The following is a 13,054-nucleotide window of genomic DNA, read 5'->3' as shown; positions in this document are numbered from 1 at the left end:
CTGCCGCTCAGCGCAGCGCGGCGAGCAGCGCCTTGTTTTGCTCGGGCAGGCCGACGCTCACGCGCAGCCACTGCGGCAGGCCGTAGGGGCCGAGCAGCGAGACCTCGATGCCGGCGGCCAGGAGGCGCGCATGCACGGCCTGCGCGTCGCCGACCTGCACCATCAGGAAGTTGCCCGACGAGGGGATGTGCGTAAGGCCCAGCTCGGTGAAGCCGGCGGCGAGCTGGTCGCGTCCGGCGGTGTTCAGGTCGTAAGTGCGCGCGAGGAATTCCGTATCACCCAGCGCGGCCACCGCAGCCGCCTGGGCCGGCGTCGTCACGTTGAAGCGCGGGCGCTGCGCGTTCATGCGCGCCGCAAGCGGCGGCTGCGACACGCCATAGCCGATGCGCATGCCCGCCAGGCCGAAGGCCTTGGAGAAGGTGCGCGCCACGATGAGGTTCGGCAGGCGCCGCACCCATTCGATGCTGTCGTAGCGCTGCGCGGGCGAGAGGTACTCGGTGTAGGCCTCGTCGAGCAACACCGTCACGTGCGTGGGCACCGATTGCAGGAAGGCCAGCAGCGGCGCAGCATCGATGAAGGTGCCCGTGGGGTTGTTCGGGTTGGCGACGAACACGAGCTTCGTGTCGTCGGCGATGGCGGCGCGCATCGCATCGAGGTCGTGGCCGAAATCTTGCGAGGGCACGACGGTGGCGCGCGCATGGGCGTGCGCCGTGGCCTGCGCGTAGACGATGAAGCCGTACTGCGAATAGACGACGTTCTCGCCGGGCTTGAGGCTCACCTGCGCGGCGAGCTCGAGGATTTCGCTCGATCCGCTCCCGAGCGTGAGCCACTCGGGCGACACGTCGAGCCGGGCGGCCAGTGCATGCTTGAGCGCGGTGCCGTTGCTGTCGGGGTAGTTGCCCGCGCCTTCGAGGGCGGCAGCGGCGGCGCGGCGGGCCGACTCGGGCATGCCGAGCGGGTTTTCGTTGGAAGCCAGGAGGATCATTTCAGCGGACGGCGGATTATTTAAGAAGTTAAATATATCCCGCGGCCGCGGCACCTCTATCAGTGCCTACCCTTTGAGCCAAAAGCACCGTCGCAGCGCCATTACCTTCATTTTTGTCATTGATAAATCCCGCTTTCGGCTCTTACTCGTTCGTAAAGTATCGAATAAAGTTGACCTACGTCATTGCGACACCCACGTCTTTCGATTCCGCATTCCGCCGTGTTTCGCCGTATTCCGCCGTATTCCGATTTCCAGGAGAGAAAAATGACTGCCCGCACCCCCGCCCACGGACTCCAGGTCGCGACCGAACTCCACCGCTTCATCGAACAAAAAGTCCTGCCCGCCACCGGCGTGGCCAGCGACGTCTTCTGGAAGGGCTTCGACGCCATCGTGAGCGACCTCGCGCCCAAGAACATCGCGCTGCTCGCCGAGCGCGACCGCCTGCAGAGCGAGCTCGACGCCTGGCACAAGAAGAACCCCGGCCCGATCACCGACATGCCCGCGTACCGAGCCTTCCTGGAAAAGATCGGCTACCTGCTGCCGGCCCCCAAGGGCGCCAAGGCCACCACCGAGAACGTCGACTCCGAACTCGCGCTGCAAGCCGGCCCGCAGCTGGTGGTGCCGATCCTGAACGCGCGCTACGCGCTCAACGCCGCCAACGCGCGCTGGGGTTCGCTCTACGACGCGCTCTATGGCACCGATGCCATTCCCGAAACCGGCGGCGCCGAAAAGGGCAAGGGCTACAACCCGGCGCGCGGCGCCAAGGTCATCGAGTTCGCGCGCAACGTGCTCGACCAGGCCGCGCCACTGGAAAACGGCTCGCACAAGATGGCGACCGGCTACAGCGTGAAGGACGGCAAGCTGGTCGTCGCGCTGCAGAGCAGCAGCACGGGCCTGGCCGACGCCTCGCAGTTCATCGGCTATCAAGGCGATGCCGCGGCGCCGTCTTCGGTGCTGCTCAAGCACAACGGCATTCACCTGGACATTCGCATCGACCGCAGCACCGCCATCGGCAAGAGCGATGCGGCCGGCGTGAGCGACCTGGTGCTCGAAGCCGCGCTCTCGACCATCCTGGACCTGGAAGACTCGGTGGCCGTGGTCGACGCGGCCGACAAGGTGGTCGCGTATGCGAACTGGCTGGGCATCGTCGAAGGCACGCTGACGGAAGAAGTCGCCAAGGGCGGCAAGACCTTCACGCGCGGCCTGAACGCCGACCGCGAATACACCGGCGCCGACGGCAAGCCGGTGAAGCTGCACGGCCGCTCGCTCATGTTCCTTCGCAACGTGGGCCACCTGATGACCAATCCGGCCATCCTGTACGCGGGCGGCAAGGAAATTCCGGAAGGCATCCTCGATGCCGTGGTGACCACCACCATCGCCACCATCGACTTGAAGCGCAAAGGCAACTCGCGCACCGGCAGCATCTACATCGTGAAGCCCAAGATGCACGGCCCGGCCGAAGTGGCCTTCGCGAGCGAACTCTTCGGCCGCGTCGAGCAGCTCTTGGGCCTGCCCGCCAACACGGTGAAGCTGGGCATCATGGACGAGGAGCGCCGCACCAGCGTGAACCTGAAGGCCTGCATCGCCGAAGCGGCCGCGCGCGTGGCCTTCATCAACACCGGTTTCCTCGATCGCACCGGCGACGAGATGCACACCGCCATGCTGGGCGGCCCGATGATCCGCAAGGGCGACATGAAGTCCAGCGCGTGGATCGGCGCCTATGAAAAGAACAACGTGCTGGTCGGCCTCTCGTGCGGCCTGCGCGGCAAGGCGCAGATCGGCAAGGGCATGTGGGCCATGCCCGACCTCATGGCCGCGATGCTCGAACAGAAGATCGGCCACCCCAAGGCCGGCGCCAACACCGCCTGGGTGCCCTCGCCCACCGCCGCCACGCTGCACGCGCTGCACTACCACCAGGTGAGCGTGACCGCGGTGCAGCAGGAGTTGGAGAAGATCGACGCCGACGCGGAACGCGACAACATCCTCAACGCGCTGCTGCAGGTGCCGATCGCGCCCGAAGCCAAATGGACGGCCGAAGAGCGCCAGCAGGAAATCGACAACAACGTGCAGGGCATCCTGGGCTACGTGGTGCGCTGGATCGACCAGGGCGTGGGCTGCTCCAAGGTGCCCGACATCCACAACGTGGGCCTCATGGAAGACCGCGCGACGCTGCGCATCTCGAGCCAGCATATCGCCAACTGGCTGCTGCACGGCGTGGTGACCAAGGCGCAGGTCGACGAGACCTTCCAGCGCATGGCCAAGGTGGTCGATGAGCAGAACGCGGGCGACGCGCTCTACCAGCCGATGGCCGGCAACTTCGCGACCTCGGCGGCGTACAAGGCGGCGCAGGACCTGGTCTTCAAGGGCATCGAGCAGCCGAGCGGCTACACCGAGCCGCTGCTGCATGCATGGCGTTTGAAGGTCAAGGGCGAAGCCTGATCCGCATCTGTCCGGCATTCCGCCGGGCTTGAGCGAATGAACGAACGGCGCCCGAGGGCGCCGTTCTGCATGAGGGGCGGCATGCCATTAGCATTCGTGCCGCTCTCTCTTCTTTCGGATCTTCCCCTCTCGATGAACACGAACGCGGCACCGCCGCCCTCGCCTCGGCCTTCGCGCTGGTCGACCTCCGCGGCCGCCATGCTCGTGGCCCTCGCCAGTGCCTTCGCGCTGAGCCAGGCCTTCCGCACCGTCGGCGCCATGATGGCCACGCCGCTGAGCACCCACTTCGGCCTCTCGCCCCAGCAACTGGGCACGTGGGCCGGCACCTTTCACTTCATGTTCGGGATCATGCAGCTCGCCATGGGCGTGTCGATCGACATGTTCGGCGTGCGACGCACGGTGCTCACCGCCTTTCCGCTGGCCATCGCGGGCGCGGCGCTGTGCGCTGTGGCGCCGAGCTTTCACATGCTGCTGCTCGGACAGGCGCTGATCGGCGTCGGCTGCGCGCCGGCGTTCCTCGCGTGCACGGTGTTCATCGCGCGGCATTTCGATGCCTCGCGCTTCACCGCGATGTCGGGGCTGGTGATGAGCCTGGCGGGCCTGGGCATCGTGTTCACCGGCACGCCGCTCGCGTTGCTGATCGAGGCCGCGTCATGGCGCGCCGGCTACACGGTGCTGGCCGCGTTCGCGGTGCTGTCGTGGATCATCATCTTCTGGCGCGTGCGCGAACCGGCGCGCGCGGCGGACCCTGCGCCGCAGTCCGCGCCGGCGGAGCGGCAGTCGCTGCGCAAGGCGGTGCGCGAACTGCTGCCGCTGTTCGCGATGCCGCACACGCTGGGCCTCTTGTGCTTCGCCTGCGTGTCGTATGCCGCCTTCATCACGCTGCGTGGCCTCTGGCTCGGGCCGGTGCTGCACGAGCGGCATGGCCTGTCGCTGGTCGCCAGCGGCAACGTGGCGCTGGTGATGACGGTCACCGGCATGATCAGCCCCGCGCTGTTCGGCCGCCTGGACCCGGGCCCCGCGCGGCGCACGCGCTGGATGATGGGCTGCGCCTCGGCCGGTGCGCTGATGTTCGCGGCGATGGCGTTCACGCATTCGCGCGCGGTCGACATCGGCCTGCCGATCGTCTACGGGCTCATCTCGGGCTACAGCGTGCTGCAGTACGCGTACACCAAGAACGGCTACCCCGCCGCGATGACGGGGCGTGCGATGGCGCTGATGAACATGGCGATGTTCCTCGGCGTGTCGCTGATGCAATGGACGACCGGCGTGGCGGCGTCGTGGGGCGTGGCGCATGGGGTCGAGCCGTTCCGTGCGGTGTTTCTCACGGTGGCGGGGATGCTGGCGGCGGGGACGCTTGCGTTCGCCCTGCTGCCGCGCGCGCCGGTGCCTGCACGCGCCGGCGCCTGATCGCAGGACTGGGAGCGGCGCTCCCGCTTCTATCATCCCGCCGATGGACCCTCGCATTCACGATGCGCTCGCGCGCTGCCTCCACGCGATCAACCTCGACCACGCCTTCGGCTACTACCCGAGCGCCGAGCAGAAGGCCCAGCTCGATGCGTTGGCCATAGGGATCCAACCGCTGATCGAGGCGCTCGCCGCCGAGCCCTACGCAGGCAAGGGGCTGGGTTGCGGGTATCTCGGACATCGCGGCTATCGCACGCCGTGGGCCGCCATGATGTATCGGCTGCGGGACAGCCGCAGCAGCCACAGCCTGAGCTGGAAGGATCGCCTCGAAGTCCTGTTCGACACGGCCGGCCTCGACGCGACGGAGATGCTGGCCTGGACGCTGCAGGTGGAAGACGACATCCTGCGCGACCATCTGCTGCTGCACATCGCGGCCGATCTCGCGATCGAAGGCGATATGGCGCGCGTCGAAGAGGAGATCACGCCGCGCCTGCGCCCCGACATGGCGCACCGCGCCGACCGCGTGCTGCTGATGGAATACGCGCGTCGCGGCGATGTCGACGCTTTTCTGCGAAAGCACAAGAAGGCCAGCCAGCGCCAGGAGCGCCACACGCTGCTCGATGCGCGCGCGTTGCTGGTCGAGCAGATGGCCACGCAGCAAGGCCTCGATGCGGCGCTGCGCTTCAGCGAAGCGACCCAGGGTTTCGGCGACAGCTATCGCGCGGCGGCCATGCGCACCTATGCGGCCACGGTGGATGTGGCGACGATGCGCGCGTGGATCGCGGCGCATGCGACGCTGTTTGCAACGGCACCTGGGCTGGAAGAAGAACTGCTGGTCACTGCCTATGCCAAGGGGCCGCGACCCGATTCCATCGACGACGACGACCCGTTCGACGAACTGTTCGCCAGGGTCGATGCGATCGACAAGTCGCTGCGCCACGGGGACGCTCGCCTGCGCGATGGGCTATTGCTCGACCTGGGCATTGCTGTGGGACCGGGCGCGCGCCGGCTGCAGTGCCGCAAGAAGATCGGCAACGCGTCGATCAAGCGCGAGCTCGACAGCCCGTAGCGGTGGCGCGCTGCCTCAAGCGGCATCGCCAAGACGCGCCCGCACTTCGCGGCGGCTCAGTTGGCGCTTGGCTGCCGCGTAGACATCGTTGCGTCCGTACAAGCCGCAGTGGGTGGGCATGCCGGGCGCGGGGCGTTGCGCCGCGCCGCTGCGGGTGACGAGGCAACGACGCAGCACGTCGTAGCGCCTCTCCTCCGGCTGCGTCGCGCCAGCCCTTTCAGGAAACTGCGCGAGCTTGATCTCGAACCAGCAGCTGTCGACGCAGTGCCATTGCGTGGTCTCGTCGATCACGTGATAGACCGCGTACGGCACGTCGCCGCGCTGCGCGGCCCACGTCTTGCGGTCGGCACGTCGTGCAGCTTTCGCCTCAGCCAGTCGCCGGTTGGGCAGCAGGATGCCGGTGACCGGATGCACGAACAGCTCGACATTCGGCGCCTCGCGCAACGGCACGCTGCGGTGCGTTCCCCAGCGATGCGGCGGCACGCAGACCTCGCCATCGCGCAGTTCGGCACGGCGTTCCACGAAGTCGTCGATGTGCTGGAAGATGTGCGCCTGTACCGTGCTGCGGCGGTCGATGCCGCTGTTGAGTTCGGCATACACCTTGTCCCACGGCCGGTGCACCTGCTTGTGCAGCCAGCGCTTGAGCGGTGCGAGGTTCTCGTTGAGCCCCTTCGGGTGGTCGTAGCCGCGCTTCATGCCCAGGTGCGAACCGCGCTCGCGGCTGTTGCGAAAGGCGCGTCCGTCGCCTTGCACGCCACCGCCGCGGCGCGGGCGTTCGACGATGACCTTGTCCATGTCTTCACGCATCGTCGCCCCCTCGCCCCACGCTGCGTGCGGCCTTCTGCAACGCGACCTTCTGCGCGCGCCGCTCCGCGCGGTGGGTGCGCAGGTGGCGCCCGGCGCCCTGGCTCGATTCGCGGCGCGCCATCGCGGCCACCACGGGATTGCGAGGTGCCGTGGACGGCACCGAAAAGTAGAACCGGCCCAGACGCTTGTCGTCGTCGCGGGCCTTTCGTTGAGCACTCATGTGCGCACACTCCAGAAACAAAAAGGCCCCGGCGAATGGCTGCGCGGGGCCTTTGTCGACAAGGCCTCGGCGGATGCATGGATGCACATCCGGCCGGGGCGGTCGGTGTGCGGGTCAGGTGTTCAGGAAACGGTTCATTGAATTGGTTTGTCGCCCGGGAGGTCGGTAGTCGCCAGGCGCGGTGGAAAGAAACTGTTGCTGAAAAACGAAGGGCGGATTCTGTCGAGCCGCTGCGCGATGCGCAAGCGCCACTTGCAACGCTGTGGCGCAAAGCCGACGCGCCGATGCGCGGTGAATCCAGTTGCGCGGGCCTGCCGTATTGGTCTCAAGCGCATCGCGCCTCCGAGCTGTTGGCGGTTTCCACAGAGAACCTCGACAACCATTTCTTTCCAGGAGACTTCCATGAAAAAACTCGTGATCGCACTCGGCGTTTCGGTCCTGCTCGGCGCTTGCGCGGGCGGCATGGGGATGAGCGGCAGCGGCAGCTCCGGCATGTCGTCCAACCCGATGGTCGGCGGCGCCGCGATGTACCCGACCAAGGACATCGTCGACAACGCCGTGAATTCGAAGGACCACACGACGCTGGTCGCCGCCGTCAAGGCCGCGGACCTGGTCGGCACGCTCAAGAGCCCCGGCCCGTTCACCGTGTTCGCGCCGACCAACGCCGCCTTCGCGGCCCTGCCGGCCGGCACCGTCGACACGCTGCTCAAGCCCGAGAACAAGCCCACGCTGGTCAAGGTGCTGACCTATCACGTGGTGCCCGGCAAGATGGACGGCCCCGCGCTCATGAGCGCGATCAACGCGGGCGGCGGCAAGGCCGTGCTCAAGACCGCCAGCGGCGGCACGCTCACCGCGACGATGAGCGGCAGCAACGTGATGGTGACCGATGCCAAGGGCGGCACCGCGATGGTGACGATCGCCAACGTGTACCAGTCGAACGGCGTGATCCACGTCGTGAACAAGGTGCTGCTGCCGGGCTGATCGCCCTCGATGCAGCGGACCTGCGTCAGGTCCGCTGCGCCGCCTCGGCTTCGTCGCGCAGCCATTGCGCGAAGTCCTGCGCGTCGCGGTTGCTCGCGGCGCGCCTGGACATCTCGATGAAGTAGCCGCGGTGCGATGCGGCGCCCTCGCCGAGCGGCGCCACGAGCCGGCCGTCGCGCACGAGTTCGCGCAGCAACGGCAAGCGCCCGATCACCACGCCCTGCCCCGCCACCGCGGCGGCCACCGCATCGGCGTATTGCGTGAAGCGCAGCGTGCTCTTCATGCGCAGGTCCTGCAGCCCCATCACCTTGAGCCACGGCTCCCAGTCGGCGGTCGGGGCTTCGCTGTGGTCCGGGTATTCGACGGTGAGCAGCGTGAGCCTGGAAAAGTCCGAGAGCTCCCGCAGCGATGCGGCCAGCTGCGGCGAGCACAGCGGGATCACCGACTCCTCGAACAGCGCCGGCCCCACACCGCGGCCGATGGGCGCGAAGCGCACCGCGAGATCGAGGCGGCTCACGTCCAGGTCGAGCACATCGAGCGTGGCCGACACGCGCACGTCCACCTGCGGATGCGTGCCGGTGAAGCGCGCCAGTTTCGGAATGAGCCAGAGCGATGCGAAGCCCGGCGTGGTGGTGATTGCCACCTGCCGCGGCGCTGCGCTCGCGCGCACGCGCGCCGTGGCATCGCGCAGCCGCTCCAGGCTGTCGGTGACCGCGCGTTGCAGCACGCCGCCGGCCTCGGTGAGCGCCAGCGCGCGATGGCGGCGCTCGAACAGCAGCACGCCCAGGCTGGCTTCGAGCTGCTGGATCTGCCGGCTCACGGCCGACTGCGTGAGGTGCAACTCGCCGGCCGCCAGCGTGAAGCTGAGCTGGCGCGCGGCCGCCTCGAAACTGCGCAGCAATTCCAGCGGCGGGAGTTCGCCGCTCGGCGTTCTGGAGGCTTTCGCATTCTCTGGATGCATGCAACGAGTTCCGAATGACCGCGTGTAAGGAAGGGGGCGACTCACTATATTCATTCGTATCCCGAATGCAATGGAGCTTGCCATGAGCACCCAACCGAATACCCGCCCGCCCGCTTCCTCGCGCTTTCACGTCAGCCTGCCGACGCGCACCGTCTTCGCCGTGCCCGACGGCGCGGGCGTGGGCATCGAGTGCCGCAGCGGCACCGTCTGGGTCACGCTGGACCGCGATCCGCGCGACATCGTGCTCGAGGCCGGCGAACGCTTCGACGGCACCGAGCACCGGCGCATCCTGGTGTCGGCGCTGACGGCGTCGTGCATCACCGTGTCGGATGCGCAGCCCGCCGCCATGCCGCTCGCGAAGCCAGCGCGCGCGTGGTCGCCCTGGCGACTTCGGCCCCACGGGTTGTCCCCGGCTTGACCGGCGTGCCATCGGCATCGACCCTCGATGCCATGGACTCCCAATCACCGATCCTCTATGAGCTGGCCGACGGCATCGCGACGCTCACGCTCAACCTGCCGGCCAAGCTGAACCCCATCGCGCACGGGCTGCAGGTCGAACTGCGCGACGCGCTGGAGCGCATCCGCGACGACCGCGCGGTGCGCGCCGTGATCCTGACGGGCGCGGGCAAGGCCTTCTGCGTGGGCGCCGACCTGAGCGCGATGGCGCCGGGCGAAGAAGGCAAGTCGCTCGGCACGCAGACGGCCGAGTGGATGCAGTCGCTGAGCAATCCGCTGATCGAGACGCTGCGCACGCTGCCGGTGCCGGTGGTGGCCGCGGTGAACGGCGCGGCAGCCGGCGCGGGCGTCGGGCTGGCGCTCGCGGCCGACGTGACCATCGCGGCGCGCAGCGCGTACTTCTATCTGCCCTTTCTCCCGAAGCTGGGCATCGTGCCGGACCTGGGTTGCACCTGGGCCATTCCGCGGCGCGCCGGCAAGGCGCGCGCGATGGGCATGGCGCTGCTCGACGAACGCCTAAGCGCGGGCCGCGCGGTGCAATGGGGCCTGATCTGGGCCTGCGCCGACGACGAGCAATTGATGGACGATGCGCGCGCGATCGCGCAGCGCCTCGCACGCCTTCCGGCGCATGCGGTGATCGAAGCGCGCGAAGCCTTCGAAGCCTCCGAGCGCCACACGCTGAAGGAGCAGCTGCACTACGAAAGCGAACGCCAGCGCGAGCTGATCGACCGCCCGACCTTCCGCGAAGGCGTGAGCGCGTTCCTCGAGAAGCGGTCGCCCACGTTCGAGAGCCGCTGACATCCTGACACCCTGAAAACTGCCGGCACTGGCGCCTGACATAGGGCTGCGGGAGAATGCCCGCATGCCCATCCTCAACGCCTTCTACGCCCAGTCGGGCGGCGTCACTTCGGTCATCAATGCGTCGGCCTGCGGCGTGATCGAGACGGCACGAAAACACCCGGACCGCATCGGCAAGCTCTACGCCGGACGCAACGGCATCATCGGCGCGCTGACCGAAGAGTTGATCGACACGGGCGCCGAATCGGCCGAGGCCATTGCGGCGCTGCGCACCACGCCTTCGGGCGCGTTCGGTTCGTGCCGCTACAAGCTCAAGTCCCTTGAAAAAAACCGGCGCGAATACGAGCGGCTCATCGAAGTGTTCAAGGCGCACGGCATCGGCTATTTCTTCTACAACGGCGGCGGCGATTCGGCCGACACCTGCTTCAAGGTGAGCCAGCTGTCGCAGTCGCTCGGCTATCCACTGCAGGCCATCCACGTGCCCAAGACCATCGACAACGACCTGCCGCTGACCGACTGCTGCCCGGGCTTCGGCTCGGTCGCGAAATACGTGGCGGTGTCCACGCTCGAAGCCTCGTTCGACGTGCGCTCGATGGCGGCCACCTCGACCAAGGTGTTCGTGCTCGAGGTGATGGGGCGGCATGCGGGATGGATCGCCGCGGCGGGCGGGCTCGCCGCAGACCGGGGCATTCCGGTGGTGGTGCTGTTCCCCGAGATCGAGTTCGACAAGGCGCGTTTTCTCGCGCGCGTCGATGCGCTGGTCACGCAGCACGGCTATTGCTCGGTCGTGGTGTCCGAGGGGTGCCACTACCCCGACGGCACCTTCCTCGCGGAACAGGGCACGCGCGATGCGTTCGGCCATGCGCAACTCGGCGGCGCCGCGCCGGTGGTGGCGCAGATGATCAAGGACGCGCACGGCCACAAGTTCCACTGGGCCGTGGCCGACTACCTGCAGCGCGCGGCGCGGCACATCGCCTCGGCCACCGACGTGAAGCAGGCCTACGAGCTGGGCCAGCGCGCGGTCGAGCTCGCGCTCGAAGGCCGCAACGCGGTGATGCCGACGATCGAGCGCACGTCCGACGTGCCCTACGCGTACACCCTCGGCAGCGCGCCGCTCGAATCGGTGGCCAATGTCGAGAAGCCGATGCCGCGCGATTTCATCTCGGACGACGGCTACGGCATCACCGAGAAATGCCGGCGCTACCTGCTGCCGCTGATCGAGGGCGAGGACTACCCCGCGTACCGCGACGGCTTGCCCGTCTACGTGACGCTGCAGAACGTCGCGGTGGCCAAGAAGCTGCCGGCTTTCGAACTCGCATGACGACAGCCACCACCGCCGCGGTCATCGACGCCACGCGCTGCCCGCTGTGCGGCGAATCGAACCGCTGCGCAATGGAAGTCGAACGCGAGACGGGCCAGGCGCAGCCGCCGTGCTGGTGCATGCAGGTCGACTTCAGCAACGCGCCGCTCGCCAAACTGCCGGAGGCGATGCGCGGCTTGGCTTGCATCTGCGCACGCTGCGCCGCGGGAACGCCGCCTCAGGACTGAACGCCGCCCTGGGATTGCGATTGCGATTGCGTTTGGGATTGCGACTGCCCCTGTTCGGGCGCAGTCTCGACCGGCTCGGCTGCCGCCACATCGCTGGCCACCACCATCGTCGGCGCCGATCCGGGCCGCTGCTCGGTGATCACGCGGTGGATGAACTGCAGCTTGCCCACCGCCGCGCGCGGCAGCACGAAGGGGTAGTAGTCGGGCTGCCCCATGCTGCGCGACAGCTCGTTGAGGACGTTGGTCAGCAGCACCCAGCCGTTGATGAAGTCCAGGAATTTCGCGGCATCGGGATGCTCCGGCTGCCAGAGGTCTGCGGCAGTGAAGAGGTCGCTCGTGAGTTCGACGTTGGTCGCATCGACGCCGAAGCTCATCGCGGTGTCCGCGGTGTCAGCCATGTGCAGGTAGTGGGCCCAGGTCTCGGCCCAGTCTTCCCACGGATGCGTGCTCGCGTAGCTGCTCACGAAGCGGTCGGCCCAGTCGGGCGGCGGGCCCTGCTCGTAGTGGATCTGCAGCGCGGCGGCGTAGTCGGCGCGGTCGTCGCCGAAGAGCGCGCGGAAGTCGTCGATCCACGGCGTGGGCAGCACCAGGAGGTCCCAGTAGTAGTGGCCGATCTCGTGGCGGAAGTGCCCCAGCAGCGTGCGATAGGGCTCGCGCATTTCGGCGCGGATGCGTTCGCGCACGGCGTCTTCGGCCTCTTCGGCGTTGAGCGTGATCACGCCGTGCTCGTGGCCGGTCATGACGTGCGGGCCGCCGGGCATGTTGCTCAAGAAATCGAATGCGAGGCCGTGCACCGGATCGGCATGGCGGCTCACCACCGGCAGGCCGAGCGCGAGCAATTGCGAGACGAGGCGGCGCTTGGCGGTCTCCAGCTTGCGCCAGAGTTCGCCGTTGCTCTCCACCGAGAGATCGGGAATGGTGCGGGTGACGCTGCACGCGAGGCAGTAGCCCGGCGCGAGGTCCTGGTTGTCGGGAGGAATGGTCTCGCTTTCGCGCGGCACTTCGATCATCCAGCTGCAGGCAGCGGGCGTCATGAGGTTCGCGCAGCGGTGGTAGGTCTTGCCGTGCGGATCGCCGAAGACGGTGAAGGTGTCGGGCAGCGCCCCCTCGCCGTCGGCCGGCGCGAGCGGCATGACGCCCAGGCGATCGATCACGTAGCCGAGCGGCGTGTGGCAGGCCAGGCATTCGCTGTTGCGAAGGAACACGGGGCGGCCGCACTGGCAGCGGTAGGCGCGGCTCACGGTCGGCGCGGCGAGCTCGGTCGCGAGCGTGGGCGCGGCTTCCGGCTCGCCGTTGGCGGGCTGTTCGTTGACGGGATCGTTGATCGGGGAGTCCATGTTGTTGTCTTCTTGGCGCTGACGCGGAGGGGACAGCCGCTGCATT

At 67.9% G+C, this 13,054-nt stretch carries 13 protein-coding genes; 8 read left to right on the top strand and 5 right to left on the bottom strand.

Annotated features, from left to right (window positions below):
* Window positions 1-7: 7 nt before the first annotated feature.
* Window positions 8-985 carry a histidinol-phosphate transaminase gene (hisC, locus tag JC881_RS18435; protein ID WP_198787149.1) on the bottom strand — a complete coding sequence of 326 codons (978 nt, stop codon included), beginning with the start codon at window positions 983-985 and terminating at the stop codon, window positions 8-10.
* Between the two features lie 264 nt (window positions 986-1,249).
* Here hisC and JC881_RS18430 point away from each other — a divergent pair, with 264 nt between their 5' ends.
* The 3 genes from JC881_RS18430 to JC881_RS18420 all read left to right on the top strand — a co-directional run bounded on the left by JC881_RS18430 (window position 1,250) and on the right by JC881_RS18420 (window position 5,900).
* A complete protein-coding gene (locus JC881_RS18430) occupies window positions 1,250-3,424 on the top strand; it encodes a malate synthase G (RefSeq protein ID WP_198787148.1) in 2,175 nt (724 codons plus the stop codon).
* 132 nt (window positions 3,425-3,556) lie between these two features.
* Window positions 3,557-4,834, top strand: coding sequence for an MFS transporter (locus JC881_RS18425; protein WP_198787147.1), 1,278 nt, complete (start codon window positions 3,557-3,559; stop codon window positions 4,832-4,834).
* Between the two features lie 43 nt (window positions 4,835-4,877).
* Window positions 4,878-5,900, top strand: a complete 1,023-nt coding sequence (locus JC881_RS18420) for a hypothetical protein (protein ID WP_198787146.1) — start codon at window positions 4,878-4,880, stop codon at window positions 5,898-5,900.
* 15 nt (window positions 5,901-5,915) lie between these two features.
* Here the strand turns inward: JC881_RS18420 and JC881_RS18415 are convergent, their stop codons facing one another.
* Together JC881_RS18415 and JC881_RS18410 are read right to left on the bottom strand one after the other, a co-directional pair.
* Window positions 5,916-6,695 (bottom strand): hypothetical protein, encoded by a 780-nt coding sequence (locus tag JC881_RS18415; RefSeq protein ID WP_233101873.1) that lies wholly within the window; start codon window positions 6,693-6,695, stop codon window positions 5,916-5,918.
* A 4-nt stretch (window positions 6,696-6,699) separates the two neighbouring features.
* The gene (locus tag JC881_RS18410) at window positions 6,700-6,927 is read right to left on the bottom strand and encodes a hypothetical protein (RefSeq protein WP_198787144.1); all 228 of its coding nucleotides are present in this window, start codon (window positions 6,925-6,927) and stop codon (window positions 6,700-6,702) included.
* A 402-nt stretch (window positions 6,928-7,329) separates the two neighbouring features.
* On the opposite strand from JC881_RS18410, the gene JC881_RS18405 reads away from it, so the two are divergent.
* Complete coding sequence (locus JC881_RS18405; RefSeq protein ID WP_198787143.1) at window positions 7,330-7,908, top strand: fasciclin domain-containing protein; 579 nt, start codon at window positions 7,330-7,332, stop codon at window positions 7,906-7,908.
* A gap of 25 nt (window positions 7,909-7,933) precedes the next feature.
* On the opposite strand, the gene JC881_RS18400 is transcribed toward JC881_RS18405, so the two are convergent.
* A complete protein-coding gene (locus tag JC881_RS18400) occupies window positions 7,934-8,869 on the bottom strand; it encodes a LysR substrate-binding domain-containing protein (RefSeq protein ID WP_198787142.1) in 936 nt (311 codons plus the stop codon).
* Window positions 8,870-8,951: 82 nt separating this feature from the next.
* Here JC881_RS18400 and JC881_RS18395 point away from each other — a divergent pair, with 82 nt between their 5' ends.
* The 4 genes from JC881_RS18395 (at window position 8,952) to JC881_RS18380 (ending at window position 11,671) form a co-directional block, all read left to right on the top strand.
* Window positions 8,952-9,287, top strand: a complete 336-nt coding sequence (locus tag JC881_RS18395; protein ID WP_233101872.1) for a DUF2917 domain-containing protein — start codon at window positions 8,952-8,954, stop codon at window positions 9,285-9,287.
* Between the two features lie 32 nt (window positions 9,288-9,319).
* Complete coding sequence (locus tag JC881_RS18390; RefSeq protein WP_198787140.1) at window positions 9,320-10,123, top strand: enoyl-CoA hydratase-related protein; 804 nt, start codon at window positions 9,320-9,322, stop codon at window positions 10,121-10,123.
* A gap of 64 nt (window positions 10,124-10,187) precedes the next feature.
* Complete coding sequence (locus tag JC881_RS18385) at window positions 10,188-11,444, top strand: 6-phosphofructokinase (protein ID WP_198787139.1); 1,257 nt, start codon at window positions 10,188-10,190, stop codon at window positions 11,442-11,444.
* Window positions 11,441-11,671 carry a cysteine-rich CWC family protein gene (locus JC881_RS18380; RefSeq protein ID WP_198787138.1) on the top strand — a complete coding sequence of 77 codons (231 nt, stop codon included), beginning with the start codon at window positions 11,441-11,443 and terminating at the stop codon, window positions 11,669-11,671. The genes JC881_RS18385 and JC881_RS18380 overlap by 4 nt, the downstream gene beginning before the upstream one ends.
* Here JC881_RS18380 and JC881_RS18375 read toward each other — a convergent pair.
* A complete protein-coding gene (locus JC881_RS18375; RefSeq protein ID WP_198787137.1) occupies window positions 11,662-13,008 on the bottom strand; it encodes a zinc-binding metallopeptidase family protein in 1,347 nt (448 codons plus the stop codon). The genes JC881_RS18380 and JC881_RS18375 overlap by 10 nt on opposite strands.
* Window positions 13,009-13,054 lie beyond the last annotated feature (46 nt).

It is taken from the genome of Variovorax sp. IB41 (assembly GCF_016405905.1).
GTDB lineage: Bacteria > Pseudomonadota > Gammaproteobacteria > Burkholderiales > Burkholderiaceae_C > Variovorax.
Note: the sequence above shows the minus strand (reverse complement) of the source record. Positions and strands in the feature narration are given on the sequence as shown.

What these genes read in the sequence shown, in the direction of transcription:
- JC881_RS18415 (WP_233101873.1), bottom strand. Translation starts at nt 6,695, where the DNA reads ATGGACAAGGTCATCGTCGAACGCCCGCGCCGCGGCGGTGGCGTGCAA.
- JC881_RS18380 (WP_198787138.1), top strand. Translation starts at nt 11,441, where the DNA reads ATGACGACAGCCACCACCGCCGCGGTCATCGACGCCACGCGCTGCCCG.
- JC881_RS18400 (WP_198787142.1), bottom strand. Translation starts at nt 8,869, where the DNA reads ATGCATCCAGAGAATGCGAAAGCCTCCAGAACGCCGAGCGGCGAACTC.
- JC881_RS18375 (WP_198787137.1), bottom strand. Translation starts at nt 13,008, where the DNA reads ATGGACTCCCCGATCAACGATCCCGTCAACGAACAGCCCGCCAACGGC.
- JC881_RS18390 (WP_198787140.1), top strand. Translation starts at nt 9,320, where the DNA reads ATGGACTCCCAATCACCGATCCTCTATGAGCTGGCCGACGGCATCGCG.
- JC881_RS18430 (WP_198787148.1), top strand. Translation starts at nt 1,250, where the DNA reads ATGACTGCCCGCACCCCCGCCCACGGACTCCAGGTCGCGACCGAACTC.
- JC881_RS18395 (WP_233101872.1), top strand. Translation starts at nt 8,952, where the DNA reads ATGAGCACCCAACCGAATACCCGCCCGCCCGCTTCCTCGCGCTTTCAC.
- hisC (WP_198787149.1), bottom strand. Translation starts at nt 985, where the DNA reads ATGATCCTCCTGGCTTCCAACGAAAACCCGCTCGGCATGCCCGAGTCG.
- JC881_RS18385 (WP_198787139.1), top strand. Translation starts at nt 10,188, where the DNA reads ATGCCCATCCTCAACGCCTTCTACGCCCAGTCGGGCGGCGTCACTTCG.
- JC881_RS18425 (WP_198787147.1), top strand. Translation starts at nt 3,557, where the DNA reads ATGAACACGAACGCGGCACCGCCGCCCTCGCCTCGGCCTTCGCGCTGG.
- JC881_RS18405 (WP_198787143.1), top strand. Translation starts at nt 7,330, where the DNA reads ATGAAAAAACTCGTGATCGCACTCGGCGTTTCGGTCCTGCTCGGCGCT.
- JC881_RS18410 (WP_198787144.1), bottom strand. Translation starts at nt 6,927, where the DNA reads ATGAGTGCTCAACGAAAGGCCCGCGACGACGACAAGCGTCTGGGCCGG.
- JC881_RS18420 (WP_198787146.1), top strand. Translation starts at nt 4,878, where the DNA reads ATGGACCCTCGCATTCACGATGCGCTCGCGCGCTGCCTCCACGCGATC.